This is a genomic window from Pseudomonas taiwanensis DSM 21245, from assembly GCF_000425785.1.
GTDB classification, from domain to species: Bacteria; Pseudomonadota; Gammaproteobacteria; order Pseudomonadales; family Pseudomonadaceae; genus Aquipseudomonas; species Aquipseudomonas taiwanensis.
Window position 1 is genome coordinate 26,544 of the sequence record NZ_AUEC01000023.1, and the last position, 14,424, is coordinate 40,967.

Sequence of the window (14,424 nt, forward strand, 5' to 3'; positions counted from 1 at the left end):
GCAGGCTAATGATTATTTGATTGCGAGCCTTGCCCGCTGGGCCGGGGCGCAAAAAAGGGCCGCGGTGCGGCCCTTGTGCGGTCGGCTCAGACTACGACGCCCTGGCTGCGCAGGTAGTCATCGTAGGTGCCGCTGAAGTCCACCACGCCAGTGGGGGTCAGTTCGATGATGCGAGTGGCCAGCGACGACACGAACTCGCGGTCGTGGCTGACGAACAGCAGCGTGCCTGGATAGTTCTCAAGCGCCAGGTTCAGTGCCTCGATCGACTCCATGTCCAGGTGGTTGGTCGGTTCGTCCATGACCAGTACGTTCGGTTTTTGCAGGATCAGTTTGCCGAACAGCATGCGGCCCTGTTCGCCACCGGAAATGACCTTCACCGACTTGAGGATCTCGTCGTTGGAGAACAGCATCCGGCCCAAGGTGCCGCGAATCACCTGCTCGCCGGTGGTCCACTGGCCCATCCAGTCGAACAGGCTCATGTCGTCTTCGAAGTCGTGCGCGTGATCCTGGGCGTAGTAGCCCACTTCGGCGCTGTCGGTCCACTTCACTTCACCCTTGTCCGGGGTCATTTCACCGACCAGGGTACGCAGCAAGGTGGTCTTGCCGATACCGTTCGGACCGATGATCGCCACACGCTCGCCGGCTTCGATCGTGAAACTGAAGTCCTTGAACAGCACCTTGTCGTCGAAAGCTTTCGCCATTTTCTCGACGGTCACGGCCTGGCGGTGCAGCTTCTTGGTCTGCTCGAAGCGGATGAACGGGCTGACACGGCTTGAAGGCTTGACCTCGGCCAACTGGATCTTGTCGATCTGCTTGGCGCGCGAGGTGGCTTGCTTGGCCTTGGAGGCGTTGGCCGAGAAGCGGCTGACGAAGGTCTGCAGTTCAGCGATCTGGGCCTTCTTCTTGGCGTTGTCGGCCAGCAACTGCTCACGGGCCTGGGTGGCGGCGGTCATGTACTCGTCGTAGTTGCCCGGGAACAGGCGCAGTTCACCGTAATCCAGGTCGGCCATATGGGTGCAGACACTGTTGAGGAAGTGCCGGTCGTGGGAAATGATCACCATGGTGCTGTTACGCGCGGTGAGGATGTTCTCCAGCCAGCGGATGGTGTTGATGTCCAGGTGGTTGGTCGGTTCGTCCAGCAGCAGCACGTCCGGATCCGAGAACAGCGCCTGTGCCAGCAGCACGCGCAGCTTCCAACCTGGCGCGACTTCGCTCATCGGTCCAAAGTGCTGTTCCAGCGGAATACCCAGGCCCAGCAGCAGCTCGCCGGCACGGGACTCGGCAGTGTAGCCATCCATTTCAGCGAATTCGGTTTCCAGCTCGGCGACGGCCATGCCGTCCTCCTCGGTCATTTCCGGCAGCGAGTAGATGCGGTCGCGCTCGGCTTTGACTTTCCACAACTGGTTGTGACCCATGATCACGGTGTCGATGACCGTGAACTCTTCATAGGCGAACTGATCCTGGCGCAGCTTGCCCAGACGGGTGTTCGGCTCGAGCATGACCTGACCCGCGGACGGCTCGAGGTCGCCGCCGAGGATTTTCATGAAGGTGGACTTGCCGCAGCCGTTGGCGCCGATCAGGCCGTAGCGGTTGCCGTTGTTGAATTTGACCGAGACGTTTTCGAACAACGGCTTGGAGCCGAATTGCATGGTGATGTTGGCGGTAGAAATCAAGTGCTTGTCCTGCGGGGGTTCCAGAGGTGTATTTAGGCCCTCTAGTCAGTGTTGGGCCAATGCTGGGCCAATTCGACTCGGGGCGGCAGCTTCTCCAGCTCCCTCCAGTCCGAGGAGGAGCTGATCCATTACGCGTAGGTAGAGGGCAACATCTCAACGCTTTGGCCAAGCTGGTTCGTGATGAACGCACGGTTCATCCCAGTCATCAGGCGCATGGTTGCGTAGGTGTGGCGGGTGTCGTACTGCCGACGTTCACGGATGTCCAGCGCTTCGAGCGCCGCTTTGAAGTGGCGGATTGTAACACTTGGTTCGTGGAACCACAGCCTGCTTTTGCCGACCCTCCCTTGCTCCCAACGAAAATCAAGCGCATCATTCACGCAATATAGGGTAGGGGGGTATGTTATGGCCCACATGCAATCCGGAAAAGATGAGTTGCTCAAGCGGGTGAAGCGCATCGCTGGACAAGTACAGGCTATAGAGCGTGCACTGGAGGGCGATGCTGACTGCGCAAAAACCCTGCATCTGGTGGCTGCAACCCGTGGCGCAATCAACGGGCTACTTGATGAGATTGTTGAGGACCATGCCCGTGAGCATGTAGCCAGGGCGGGTCTCACTGATCAAGAGAGGGCGCAAGGTGTGGAAGCGCTCCTGGAAGCCATCCGCCGATACTCAAAGTGAGAAACACATGAGCACGATCGATCCCATTCACAGCCATGATTTCCTGGGTGCTGGACACGATGAAAATGCCAAGCGCACCTTGTGGGTTGTAGCGCTGACCCTTGCCATGATGGTGGGAGAAATAGCTGCCGGATACATCACCGGTTCGATGGCCCTGTTGGCCGATGGTTTTCACATGGCCACTCATGCAGGCGCGCTGGGTATCGCCGTGGCGGCCTATGCGTTTGCCCGCAAGCATTCGCAGAATGCTGCTTATAGTTTTGGAACGGGAAAAGTGGGTGACCTTGGCGGTTTTGCGTCCGCTCTCGTTCTCGGGTTGATCTCCTTGGGCATCGGTGCTGAATCGTTAGTACGCCTTTTCGAACCTGCCCACGTGGAGTTCGAGGCGGCCACGCTCATTGCGGTAATAGGTTTGGTCGTAAACCTTGTCAGCGCCCTCATTCTCGCGGGAGGCAGTCATAAGCATGCGCATCATCATGGACACTCCCATGATCACCACACCCACACCCACACGCATGGCGACGACAACAACCTGCGTTCCGCATATATGCACGTGCTGGCGGATGCAGTGACATCTGTCATGGCCATCGTCGCACTGGTGGCTGGCAAGTACCTCGGCTTGGTATGGCTTGATCCGTTGATGGGTATAGTGGGGGCTGTCGTGATTGCGCGCTGGGCGTGGTCGCTCATTCGCGATACTGCAGCCGTGCTACTCGACAAGAGCGATGAGTATATAGCCGAGGAGATCCGTGAATTGCTCAGTCAGTTCGGGACGCTCAAGATTACAGACCTCCATGTCTGGCGAGTGGGGCCGCAGGCGCGAGCAGCCATCGTGAGTGTGCAAGGTTCTGTAGGTCTATCGGTCGATGATGTACGCGCTGCATTGGAGCCTGTTCACCAAGTCACTCATCTCACGGTTGAGTACAGGGCAACAACGTGAAGGCGAAGAAGCGAGTTGACGAAAAGGCTCAGAGTTTATCTACCGCTTCACTGAGTTGCTTGACCGTGTCCACGACCTGGCGGGCGCCGCTTTGAATTTCCCCAATGATATCCCCGGCTTGGCCTACTAACCCTACGCCGACGTCAGCCATATGTTGAGTCATCTGCATACCTTTTACAGCGTCTTGCGATAATTGATGGTTTCGCTTTACAACGTCGCTGATTTCCAAGGTGGCTTGGGCGGTGCGAACAGCGAGGTGACGCACCTCATCTGCGACGACAGCGAAACCTCTTCCTTGGGGGCCTGCTCGGGCCGCTTCAATGGCTGCATTTAGCGCCAGCAAATTAGTCTGATCAGCGATGCCGCGTATGGTTTGGACAATGCCAGTGATCATTTCAGACTGCTGACCAACGGCTGATATTTTGAGGGCAGCATTTGAAAGTTCGCCCGCAATGCTGCGGACCACCGCCACGGTTTCGCTGATGACCATGGCGCCGTGCTGCGCACGTTGGTCGGTTTCTTTCGAGACCTGATAGGCAAGCGTGGCGGCCGTTGACTCGATTTGCTGTTGTTCAACCTGCGGTGTAATGTCGCGAGCAAATTTTACAATCTTGTACAGTTTCTTGTTGGCATCAAATATCGGGTTGTAAGTGGCGCTCAACCAAACGGTGGCGCCGCATCGGTTCACCCTCTGAAAACGGCCGGAAAAGAACGCGCCCTTGTTGAGGTGCGCCCAAAAATCTTGGTATTCCGACGACTGCGCCTCTTGTTGAGTGCAAAAGAGTCGGTGGTGTTTACCCTGAATTTCAGGCATACGATATCCGAGCGTATGCAGAAAATTATCGTTGGCTTCAAGTACATATCCGTCTGGGTCAAACGCGATCATGGCCATCGATCGACTCATGGCCTCTAGGACGTTGCGTTGCTCTTGCTCGCGCCTGACGTGCTCTGTTATGTCGTTTGCGAGCATCAGTATGCGACTGACGCGACCGTCCGCCGAAAAAATTGGATTGTAGGTTGCCTCAAGCCAGAGCGTTTCACCTTGGCGGCTGCGGAAGGGGATGCGGTCGCGGATATATTCCCCGTCTCGCAATGTTCTCCAGAAGCCCTCATGCCCGACACTGTGGGTATCGTCGTTCGGGCAAAGGATGTCGTGGTGTTGGCCAATCAGCGTATCCAGCGTGTAACCCATTGCATGCAATACGTTTTGATTGGCGTTCGTTATAATGCCTTCCGGTGTGAACTCAATGGTCGCCGTCGAGCGACTGATGGCTGTTTCTCTGGCCTCCTGGGACCGGAGCGTTGACAAGGCATCATCCAATTCGCACTTTAGACGTTTGTTAAACATAATGGCACCCATGCAGTGGCTAAATCAGACCGTTTGGTGACCCGGCGTAAACGGGTTTTCTAAGGTTCGCGCCGTTGCGGAACCACGCTTTACACGCTTTTCTTTGTACATCGCTTGGTCAGCCCGGATGAACGCCTTTTTTAGTGAGCCAGACGGTTGGCGTGGCGCCATTCCGATTGAGGCATTGATTTTTTCTTTTTTGAACAAGTCTCTAATTCGCTGCAATAAGCACGCGCCGTCATATTCGTTGCAGTGGGTGGCAATTATCCCGAACTCGTCGCCGCCGAGTCGGGCAACGATGTCCTCTTTGCGTGAAGCTTGAAGTAACGAGGTCGCGGCCCGTTTGATAAGCTGATCTCCGGCATAATGCCCTTCGGCGTCATTGGTTTGCTTGAGGTCGTCCAGGTCAATCACGATGACAGCACAGGGTGTTTCTTGGCGTTCGCAGCGCAGTTCTTCCTGGTGCAAGAGTTGTTCCCATGCTGCTCGGTTGAACAGGTTGGTCATAGCATCTGTGTACGCCTGGGTTTCGAAACGCTCGGCGCGGCGCGCCTGGAAATCTGCTTGTGTTTCAGCATGCAGTAAGCTACTTAGAAGCGACGCAATAAGTTCCAGCAGTCTGAGGTCGGCACGGTTTTCCAATAGGTTGCGATCTACCGATCTTCCATAAATAAATCCGTAGAGCATAGGCGGATAGTGGAGTAGGGGTATGGCAACGTACTGTGTAGTCTGCGTAGTGTCGCCGTGCTCGCCTGATAATGCATGTTGTATGACCCCTCCCGGCGCGTGAACATCATTGACCAAGAGGTCGGCGCGTATTTTATTCGTGATGGCTTGCAGTTCGGCGTCGCGCGTGGGGTGTTCGAAATGACTGCCGCTCGCCTTGGGGGCTTCATCGGCACCCACGCGAACAATGCTCCATTCTGCGTGTGTGAAATGAAGTTTTAAGTAGTCCAGTGTGAGCGCTATTACAGCGTTGAAGTCTATCGCGCTGTCCATGGATGACTCCTATTAGGTTTCGCTGCTAGGGCCATGCAATCTCAGGAAGGGATTCAAGTTTTGGCTTTGCGAAAAAGAACCCTTGGAACAGGTGTATCTCGAGTGCCTGAAGCGTATCAAGTTCCTCAACGCACTCGATCCCTTCGGCGATGATTTGTATGTTGAGGTCTCGGCAGACGCTTACAATGCCCTTGGTGATAACTTGCTTGGCCTTGCTGGTATGGATGTCTCTTATCAGTTCCATGTCGATCTTGAGGATGTCGGGTTGAAAGCTGGCCAGTAAATTGAGATTGGAGTGCCCGGAGCCGAAGTCATCGATTGCCGTTCTAAAGCCTTGTTTTTTATAGGATTCCATGATCTTTTTTATGTGTGCTTTGTCTGCGATGCTCTCATTTTCAGTAACTTCAAATATTATTTTTTCAATGGGAAAATTGTATTTTTCTGCGGCAAGGAGGGTGGTTCTAATGCAGGCCTCTGCTTGGTACACAGCATTGGGTAGAAAATTGATGCTCAAGCAGCTTGGCATGCCGGCTCTCGCAGCAAGTTCCACCGCTTTGACACGACACGCTTGATCAAATTTATATCTGTTTGAGTCATTTACTTTTTGCAATATGGCCTGTGCGCCAGCGCCATCTTTACCCCGGACCAGAGATTCATACGCAAAAACGCAGTTGGCGCGGGTGTCGACAATGGGCTGGAACGCCATGGTGAAGTCGAAGTCAATGCCAGCGTTATCCTTGCAGCTGCGGCAGCCATGAGGTCGTTGAGGCTCAACAGGTATGAGTTGTATAGACAAGGCTGGCACCTCCTGCAGAAGGAATAACATGGCGGTACGGCTTCATGCCGACAGGCTGGGAGCGTACGAGCGATCCTCGGTGCAGGGAGTATTGCCTTAATACCTGTACAAAGAAAGTACCTTGTACAGGTATTTTTCATTGTTTGGATGTCGAAATGGCCAAAGTAGATGGTATAAGCGCCGTATTGGCTGTATTTTCATTGGCCTACTGTGACGTTCTGTACAACAGGCCCCGTCAGGTTTCACGCTGCGCCAATCGGTCTCTGGCTCCGTGACCTAGCGAGTTTCGCTTTTCCTCTGTGTACGCAAGGCCCCATAGGCGGATTTGGTCGAGGTTTTGTGGCTGATGTGCTGGTCCGACGGCGGCTAAAAATGATGTGTGCTGATACGCGATGGTGTGCTGCTGTCTATTGCCTACGGTGGCCCAGCCTGCCTGTGGGGCGGTCGATGAGCCCATAAGGGCGAGCCGGCCAACCGGGTATGACAATGTCCTTGACGCGCACCGTGAGTCACAGATAACTCATGACGAACGTCACTTCACTACTAGCAGAGCCCGCGCTCATACCGTCATCGTATTGACCCGCGCTGCCGTTAGGCAGCGTGCGTATGTACTTCGCGCTCATGGGGATGGAGAAATTTCCGCCGAGGGTTGAGTATTCGTTGAAAACATAAGTTTTGTCGAGTTGTAGAGGTGCCTGGTTGCTGTCAAGTAGTTGAAGCGCGATGCCTTTGGCGGTTGAACCCTTGTTCAGTTCTATTATCCCGAGTTGCCCATTTACCGCTGGCGAACCTGAAGTGGCAGTCAAGCGATAACTGACTTTTTTGATTCCGCTGGGGCAGTTGTTCAGTTTTATTTCGAAGTGTTTGGGTGGGGTGGCGTTGCCTTCGCTGGCAAAGACACTTAGATTGTATTCGCCCATCTCCACCGCTATGTTCGGCGTTTCACATGACTGAAGTACGATGGATGGACTTTTGTCTATTATCATCGCTAGCGGTCTGACGGCTGATGTTTCGACTTGTATATATCCCAAGGTGCCAGCAGGTATCGTCGTACCTGACGGGATGTCGCCGGTTTTTATGATGCGCAACGCGTTCTTCGTGGTGTTGAATCCATACCCGCCCGGGGTTCTAATTGATCCACCACCGAATCCGTTATAGGGCGCGTCCTGATAGATCCACTGCCACGAAAGCCCCGTATTGCCGATGGGGAAGTAGTTTTTCGTCGGTGCGTTGCTGCCGACGTTGTTTACTATTCCGGTGGTGAAGGTAGTGGAACAGGTGTACGACGCGTTACCGGAAAAGGTCTGGGCTGGAGACTCGTAGATAACGGTGTTGTTTTCTGCGTCTCGGGGGATGGAAAGCGTTGAGGGTATGCTTACGGTGATTTGTTTCTGGGAGTGGCCCTCGAAAAATTCGCAGGCGGCGAACGAAAGCGAGGGTGTCGCAATAATGCAAGCTACCAGGTATTTGATCGGCTTTATCATTCGGCGAGTCCCTCAACGTATTTCCAATTAAATTCAGGGTGTTCGAATGTCAAGCGATCATAGGCTTCCTTTAAACGAAGGGTTTCTGATGTATTATGGATTTCGTCCGAGTTGTCACGAGCGGGTAATGTACACGCGGAAATAGTTAAAAATAGGCTTGCGGCAATTACGCTTCGAGCGCTATAATGCTTGCTTGCTTGCTTGCTTGCTTGCTTGCTTGCTTGCTTGCTTGCTTGCTTGCTTGCTTGCTTGCTTGCTTGCTTGCTTGCTTGCTTGCTTGCTTGCTTGCTTGTTCATAAGTTCGCCTTGAAATTTGCATGGTGCATGCTCGGTAAATGGATGCGCCAAGTTATGTCAAGGGCCGCCGCTAGCTTAATCAGACGAATCTGATACCTCACCGCAGCCGACAGCTTTTTTGCGGGCTACACGTCAGCGCGTGGGTATGCATGGCAGCAGCAGAGGGTTTCCGGTCAGTCGCCTTAATTGGCTTACATCGGCAAACCACTCGTGGGATGGAAGATCATGGAATGCTTCATGGGTCCCATATCCCCAAGCAACCGCGCCAAACGCAATGCCTGCAGCCGATGCTGCTTCGCCATCTGTAGGCTGGTCGCCTATATAGATAACTTCTTCTGGCGTAACCCCACACTTGCGCATGACCCGGCGCAAGCGTGATGCCTTGCCGAAAATGGATGCCCCGCACTCGAAGGCGCGGAAATGTCGACAGCTGGCGCCCAGGATCTGCGTGACATTGTCTTTGGCGTTGGAAGAGACCACCGCGAGCATCAGTCCTTGCTCATCCAGATGGCTTAGCGTATCGGCGATTCCATCGAAAAGCGGGATCGAGCTTCGATTGTTGTTCATCAGACTCATGAATGTCCGCGCTACGAAAGGCAGCTTCCAGCGGGGCATTGCGATATGGGACATGATCTCCCGTGCCCCCAGTTTGCGCAGACTGTCTAGTTCTTCGGGTTGAATTCGGTTGAATGCGTGCCGGTCAGCGACTTGGTTGAACACCCGGACAAAGAAGGGAAATGAATCTGCGAGCGTGCCGTCAAAGTCGAAGATGGCAAGTCGGTACGGCATCTGAGTGTTCCTTCCTGGAGTGTGGGTGTCTTCGCGGGAAGCGCTATTTTGATGCGCTCGCGGTGCGACGGCAATTGTTCCTACATGGCAGCGCTGGCAACCCTGGTTCAGCGGACTGTTGCTCCTGAAGCTAACCTTTCCCTGACTGGAACAATCCCCGGACGACCTCCCTCAACCACCGATTCCCGCTGTCCTGGTGATACCGGGCATGCCAATGCTGCTTGACCGTGAATCCCTCGACTGCAAACGGACAGTCATGCAGGCGCAGCCCATGCATTTCGGCGAGAGTTTGCCCGATATGGCGGGGTAACGTGGCCACCAAGTCCGTCGACCCGACGATCCTCCCCAACCCCAGGAACGCCGGCAGCTCCAGCATGATCCTGCGTTCGATGCCCGCGCGCGCCAAGCCGGCCTCCAGCAATTTCTGCCCGGTGCCGGCGCTGACCTGGACATGCCCTTCGGCGCGGTAGCGCGCCACATTCATCCCATGTGCCAGGCGTGGATGCTGCGGATTGCTCAGGCACACCCAGTCCTGGTCGAACAGCACCTGTTGATACATCCCTCCACCCAGCCATGGTACGAAACCGATCGCTAGGTCCGCCTCGCCGGACTCCAGTGCGCTTTCAGTATTGCCATCGATACGTGCCGCCTCCAGGCGAATTCCCGGCGCATGTGAGCGCAGGTGGTTGAGAATGCTGGGCAGCAAGGTGATATGGCTGGCATCACTGACGCACAGGCGAAAGCGACGCTGCGCCGTGGCTGGAATGAATTGTGGTTCCCAGGCGGTCAGGCGGCGCAGGGATTCCAGGACTTCCCGGCAGGGGCCGATCAACTGGTCGGCGCGTGGCGTAGGTGCCATGCCGGTCGGCGTGCGCACAAACAGCGGATCGTTCAATTGTTCGCGCAGCCGCGCCAGCCAGATGCTGATGGTCGGCTGACTCTGACCGAGCTGCTCGGCCGCGCGGGTAACGCTGCGGCAGTGATACAGCACGTCGAACAGCTGCAGCAGTTTCGGCTCAGGCAGAGCCTCCAATGCACTCATTATTGCGATTCTCAATAGTGGTATTGAGCGCATTGTATAGTCTAAATAAGCCCGTCTGCATAAGGTGGTCGCAAATCACAGGAGGTCTGCGACGTGAAAATCTGCATTCTGGGTGCCGGTGCCCTGGGCTGCGCCATTGGCGCGGCCTTGAGCGAGGCGGGGCATGAAACCTGGCTGCTGAACCGTGGCCGTGCGCATGTCGAGGCGATGAACCTGAACGGGCTGCAGGTGCAGGACGAACGCGGCGAGCGCTCAGTGCGGGTCAACGCGACGACTGACGCCCAAGACATTGGCGCGGTCGACCTGGTGGTGGTGTTGGTCAAGTCGTTCCACACCGCCGATGCCATCGCTGGCGGCACTGCACTGTTCGGGCCACAAACGCTGGTGCTGTCGCTGCAGAATGGCCTCGGCCATGAGGACATCCTGGCCGAGGCCGTGGGCCGCGAGCGGGTGCTGGCCGGCAAGACCTATGTCGGCGGCGTGCTGCTGGCACCCGGATCGATCCGGGCCGGGGTGGCAGGCAAGCAGACCTTCATTGGCGAGCTCGACGGCCAGATGACCCCACGCGTGCAAGCCATTGCAGAGGCGTTCAACGGCGCCGGACTGGCCACCACGGTCAGCGACAACATCCTTGGCACCATGTGGGACAAGCTGCTGGTCAACGTCGCGACTGGCGCGTTGAGCGGCATCACCATGCTCAGCTATGGCCAGCTGTACAGCGAGCCGCTGCTCGAATGCACCGCAAAGGCTGCCGTGGCCGAGGCCATTGCCGTCGCCGAGCGGGCCGGCATCCGCCTGAGCCTGACCAGTCCCGAAGCGGCATGGAGACTGGCTGCCGAGGGCCTGCCGGCGAGCTTCCGCACCTCGATGCTGCAGAGCCTGGAAAAGGGCTCGATCACCGAAATCGACTTCATCAACGGCTCCGTCGTGCGCTGGGGCCAGCGTCATGGCGTTGCCACCCCCGTCAACGCGACCTTGGTGGCCTGTATCAAGGGCATCGAACGCGCGATGGCCGATCACCAGAAAAGGGATAATCCATGAGCCAGCCGAAAGCCTATCTCGAACACGTTGCCTTCTGGGTGCGGGACATTCAGTGGCATATCCGTTTCTTCAATGAAGTGTGCGGCATGACCATGCGGGAAGTGCAGGGCGACGTCGAGCTGCCGACGCAGTACTGGACGCTGGGTGGCCTGCAGTTCATTCACCAGCCGGACTTCGCCGGGCCGGAGGGGCGCTTGGCCCACCTGGGCATCATGTGCGAGGACCTCGAAGCCGCCCTGGCCGCAGCCCAACGCTTCGGTGTCAGCGAAATGTCTCAGGGTCGCAACTGGCTGCGCCTGCCCGACGGCCTGGCGGTGGAGTTCATCCAGGCCTCGCCGGCCAAGTGCGTCGCCCAGGCACTGGCCATCGACCCGCGTGCGGAGGTATCGGCATGAGCGTAGTGGAAAAATTCTGGGACGACGCCCGCGAAGGCGATGAGTGCATCAGCCCCACCTACACGGTAACTCGCGAGCGCATCCTGGCCTACGCCGACCTCACCGGCGACCACACCCCAGTCCATGTCGATGAGGAGTACGCCAATGCCAGCCACTTCGGCTGCCTGGTCGCCCACGGCTTGTTCGGGTTGTCGATCGCCGACGGCCTGAAGACCCAGTGCCAATACCGCTTCGTGCCGGGTATGTCGTTGGGTTGGACCTGGGATTTCGTGCTGCCGATAAAGGTCAACGATGTGCTGCATGTCCGCATGCGCGTAGGGGCGATGCGTCCCAGCAAAAGTCGCCCAGGGTGGGGCATCGTGGTACTGCCGTCGGAACTGATCAACCAGCATGGCGAAGTCGTGCAGCGCGGCGAGCACCGCCTGATGGTGCCGAGGAGGGCACAAGCATGAGCCAGGCAATGCCATTGGCAGGTATCCGCGTCATCGACTACAGCCACTTCCTCGCCGGTCCTTATGTGGGGCGCTGCCTGGCCGCGCTGGGTGCCGAGGTGATCAAGGTCGAACGGCCCGGCAGCGGCGATGCCGGCCGCCAGCATGCGTTTACCCTGGATGAGCAGCAGAGCGGCTACTTCCTGCAGCTGAACATGGGCAAGCAGGGCGTCAGCGTCAATATGAAGGACCCGCGTGGCAAGGCCTTCATGCAACGCCTGACCGATTCGGCCGACGTGTTCATCGAAAACTATCGCCCGGGTGCGCTGGATAAGCTTGGTCTTGGCTATGCCGAGTTGTCGGCGCGCAACCCGCGCCTGGTGTACTGCTCGATCTCAGCCTACGGTCACACCGGACCGGATGCTCACCGCGCCGGCTTCGGGCTGATTGCCGAAGCCAAGAGCGGCATCATGCAGATGGTTGGCGTGCCGGGCGAGGCGCCCCCGTTGCTGCGCATTTCCCTGGGCGACATGTACACCGGTATTCATGCTGTTGCGGCGATCAACGCGGCGTTGCTGGGCAGGGTAAGCTCTGGACGCGGACAACATATCGACATGGCCCTGTACGACACGCTGGTGTCGATGCACGAGTATGCGGTGCAGTGCTACACGTTGTCCGACGGCAAGGTGCTACCGGAGCAGACCGGCCATGACATGCCGACCTCGACCCTCTATGGCGTATTCCGCGCAGCCGATGGCGACCTGGTCATCGCCGCCCAGGTCGACGATGCCTGGCAGCGCTTTGCCGCCATGGTCGAGGCCAATGGCGGCCCGTCCGGGTTCGGTAGCGATAGCCGCTACCATCACCTCAATGGCCGCAATGCACATCGCGAAGCGATTCTCGCAGTGGTCCGCGATTGGGTCGGCGCGCGTCGGGTCGCCGACATCCTGCAACTGCTCGATGGCATCGACATTCCCAGCGCCAAGGTGCAACGCATCGACGAAGTGCTGGCCGACCCGCAGATCCAGGCTCGCAACATGGTCATCGAACAGCGGCACCCGCGCTACGGTACCCTGCGCCTGCCCAATCTGCCGTTCCGCTTTTCCGATTGCGACACCACGATCCATCAGGTGGCCCCGGACCTTGGCCAGCATAATGCCGAAGTCGCTGCCGGGCTTGGCTTCAGCCCCGAAGAAATCACCGCCATGCAAGCGGACGGTGTGCTGTTCACCCACGGAGATGCACGATGAGCGACCGCTATGCAGTGATCGGGCGACCGATCAATCACACAAAATCCCCCTTGATCCACGGCCTGTTTGCCCAGGCCAGCGGCCAGACCCTGGCGTATGGTGCCATCGAGGGCGAGCTCGAGGGGTTCGAGACCCAGGTGCTGCAATTTCGCAGCGATGGCGGGCTGGGCATGAACATCACCGCGCCATTCAAGTTGCGCGCTTTCGAGCTGGCCGACCGGCGCAGCGAGCGGGCTCAGCTGGCACGGGCGGCCAATGCGCTGAAGTTCGAGGATGGCCATATCTTCGCCGAGAACTTCGATGGCATCGGCTTGTTGCGGGATATCGAAGAGAACCTTGCAGAGCCGCTGCGCAACCGTCGGGTGCTGGTACTCGGCGCTGGTGGTGCGGTTCGTGGAGCACTACTGCCGTTCCTGCAAGCGGGCCCGAGCGAGCTGGTGATCGCCAACCGCGACATGGCCAAGGCGGTGTCCTTGCGCAATGAACTGGACCATCCGCTGCTACGTATCAGCCGCTACGAGGAGCTGGAAGGGCAGGCGTTCGACATCGTTGTCAATGCCACCTCTGCAAGCCTTACCGGTGAACTGCCGCCGTTGCCTGCTGATGTGTTGGGCGCGACGCGGCTGGCGTACGAGTTGGCTTATGGCAAAGGCCTGACGCCATTCCTGCGTCTGGCGCAAGCACAAGGCGTGACGCGCCTGGCCGACGGTGTGGGCATGCTGGTCGAGCAGGCGGCGGAAGCGTTTGCCTGGTGGCGTGGGGTGCGTCCCGAAACCCGCGCCGTGATCGACCGACTGACCATTCCTCTGGAGTAAGCCCATGGTTGCCAATGTGCTGATGTTGCACGGTATCAACCACAACATGTTCGGCAAACGCGACCCGCGCCAGTATGGTACGGCCACGCTGGCCGATATCGACCAGTCCTTGCAGGCGCTGGGCGAGGAACTGGGGGCGCGGGTCGAGAGCTTCCAGACCAACTTCGAAGGCGCCATGTGCGAGCGAATCCATCAGGCGTTTGAAGATCGGGTCGATGCTGTGCTGATCAATGCCGGGGCGTGGACGCACTACAGCTATGGTATCCGCGATGCGTTGGCCATCCTCGAGGCGCCGGTGGTCGAAGTGCATATGTCGAACATCCATGCCAGAGAGCCGTTTCGTCACCATTCGGTGTTCGCCGAAGTCGTGCGCGGACAGATCTGCGGGTTCGGTGTCGAGACTTATCTGCTCGCCCTGCGTGCGGCGATGAAGATGGTCTGACCGA

The 14,424-nt window shown here is 57.7% G+C and carries 15 protein-coding genes and 2 pseudogenes; 8 read left to right on the forward strand and 9 right to left on the reverse strand.

Features of this window, described 5'->3' with window-relative positions; genetic code table 11:
- Positions 1-86: 86 nt before the first annotated feature.
- The gene (locus H620_RS0110900) at positions 87-1,673 is read right to left on the reverse strand and encodes an ABC-F family ATPase (RefSeq protein ID WP_023380790.1); all 1,587 of its coding nucleotides are present in this window, start codon (positions 1,671-1,673) and stop codon (positions 87-89) included.
- 41 nt (positions 1,674-1,714) lie between these two features.
- Positions 1,715-2,050 (reverse strand): annotated as a pseudogene (locus tag H620_RS27630) (site-specific integrase).
- Positions 2,051-2,075: 25 nt separating this feature from the next.
- Between H620_RS27630 and H620_RS0110910 the strand changes: the two are divergent.
- Both H620_RS0110910 and dmeF read left to right on the forward strand, forming a co-directional pair.
- A complete protein-coding gene (locus H620_RS0110910) occupies positions 2,076-2,351 on the forward strand; it encodes a metal/formaldehyde-sensitive transcriptional repressor (protein ID WP_027907343.1) in 276 nt (91 codons plus the stop codon).
- Positions 2,352-2,358: 7 nt separating this feature from the next.
- On the forward strand, positions 2,359-3,291 hold the full coding sequence (dmeF, locus tag H620_RS0110915) for a CDF family Co(II)/Ni(II) efflux transporter DmeF (RefSeq protein ID WP_023380787.1): 933 nt from the start codon (positions 2,359-2,361) through the stop codon (positions 3,289-3,291).
- A 28-nt stretch (positions 3,292-3,319) separates the two neighbouring features.
- Here the strand turns inward: dmeF and H620_RS27770 are convergent, their stop codons facing one another.
- The 7 genes and pseudogenes from H620_RS27770 to H620_RS0110950 all read right to left on the reverse strand — a co-directional run bounded on the left by H620_RS27770 (position 3,320) and on the right by H620_RS0110950 (position 10,046).
- On the reverse strand, positions 3,320-3,781 hold the full coding sequence (locus H620_RS27770; RefSeq protein ID WP_238346437.1) for a methyl-accepting chemotaxis protein: 462 nt from the start codon (positions 3,779-3,781) through the stop codon (positions 3,320-3,322).
- 84 nt (positions 3,782-3,865) lie between these two features.
- Positions 3,866-4,651: pseudogene (locus tag H620_RS27775) on the reverse strand (PAS domain-containing protein); the annotation flags it as partial.
- Positions 4,652-4,663: 12 nt separating this feature from the next.
- Positions 4,664-5,638, reverse strand: coding sequence for a GGDEF domain-containing protein (locus H620_RS25735; RefSeq protein ID WP_049818769.1), 975 nt, complete (start codon positions 5,636-5,638; stop codon positions 4,664-4,666).
- A 25-nt stretch (positions 5,639-5,663) separates the two neighbouring features.
- Positions 5,664-6,434, reverse strand: coding sequence for an EAL domain-containing protein (locus tag H620_RS0110930; RefSeq protein WP_342342017.1), 771 nt, complete (start codon positions 6,432-6,434; stop codon positions 5,664-5,666).
- Between the two features lie 509 nt (positions 6,435-6,943).
- Positions 6,944-7,918, reverse strand: a complete 975-nt coding sequence (locus H620_RS0110935) for a fimbrial protein (RefSeq protein WP_023380783.1) — start codon at positions 7,916-7,918, stop codon at positions 6,944-6,946.
- Between the two features lie 429 nt (positions 7,919-8,347).
- Positions 8,348-9,004 carry an HAD hydrolase-like protein gene (locus H620_RS0110945; protein ID WP_023380781.1) on the reverse strand — a complete coding sequence of 219 codons (657 nt, stop codon included), beginning with the start codon at positions 9,002-9,004 and terminating at the stop codon, positions 8,348-8,350.
- A gap of 130 nt (positions 9,005-9,134) precedes the next feature.
- The gene (locus H620_RS0110950; RefSeq protein WP_027907346.1) at positions 9,135-10,046 is read right to left on the reverse strand and encodes a LysR family transcriptional regulator; all 912 of its coding nucleotides are present in this window, start codon (positions 10,044-10,046) and stop codon (positions 9,135-9,137) included.
- 93 nt (positions 10,047-10,139) lie between these two features.
- Here H620_RS0110950 and H620_RS0110955 point away from each other — a divergent pair, with 93 nt between their 5' ends.
- Genes H620_RS0110955 through aroQ form a run of 6 tightly spaced genes read left to right on the forward strand, consistent with a single transcriptional unit; the run spans position 10,140 to position 14,420 of the window.
- Positions 10,140-11,087, forward strand: a complete 948-nt coding sequence (locus H620_RS0110955; RefSeq protein ID WP_023380779.1) for a ketopantoate reductase family protein — start codon at positions 10,140-10,142, stop codon at positions 11,085-11,087.
- Positions 11,084-11,482, forward strand: coding sequence for a VOC family protein (locus tag H620_RS0110960; RefSeq protein ID WP_023380778.1), 399 nt, complete (start codon positions 11,084-11,086; stop codon positions 11,480-11,482). Before H620_RS0110955 ends, H620_RS0110960 begins: the two co-directional genes overlap by 4 nt.
- Positions 11,479-11,934, forward strand: coding sequence for a MaoC family dehydratase (locus H620_RS0110965; RefSeq protein WP_023380777.1), 456 nt, complete (start codon positions 11,479-11,481; stop codon positions 11,932-11,934). The genes H620_RS0110960 and H620_RS0110965 overlap by 4 nt, the downstream gene beginning before the upstream one ends.
- Entirely contained in the window at positions 11,931-13,163 is a 1,233-nt protein-coding gene (locus tag H620_RS0110970; protein WP_027907347.1) for a CaiB/BaiF CoA transferase family protein, read from the forward strand. The genes H620_RS0110965 and H620_RS0110970 overlap by 4 nt, the downstream gene beginning before the upstream one ends.
- A complete protein-coding gene (gene aroE, locus H620_RS0110975; RefSeq protein ID WP_027907348.1) occupies positions 13,160-13,978 on the forward strand; it encodes a shikimate dehydrogenase in 819 nt (272 codons plus the stop codon). The genes H620_RS0110970 and aroE overlap by 4 nt, the downstream gene beginning before the upstream one ends.
- Positions 13,979-13,982: 4 nt before the next feature.
- Complete coding sequence (aroQ, locus tag H620_RS0110980; protein ID WP_027907349.1) at positions 13,983-14,420, forward strand: type II 3-dehydroquinate dehydratase; 438 nt, start codon at positions 13,983-13,985, stop codon at positions 14,418-14,420.
- Positions 14,421-14,424 lie beyond the last annotated feature (4 nt).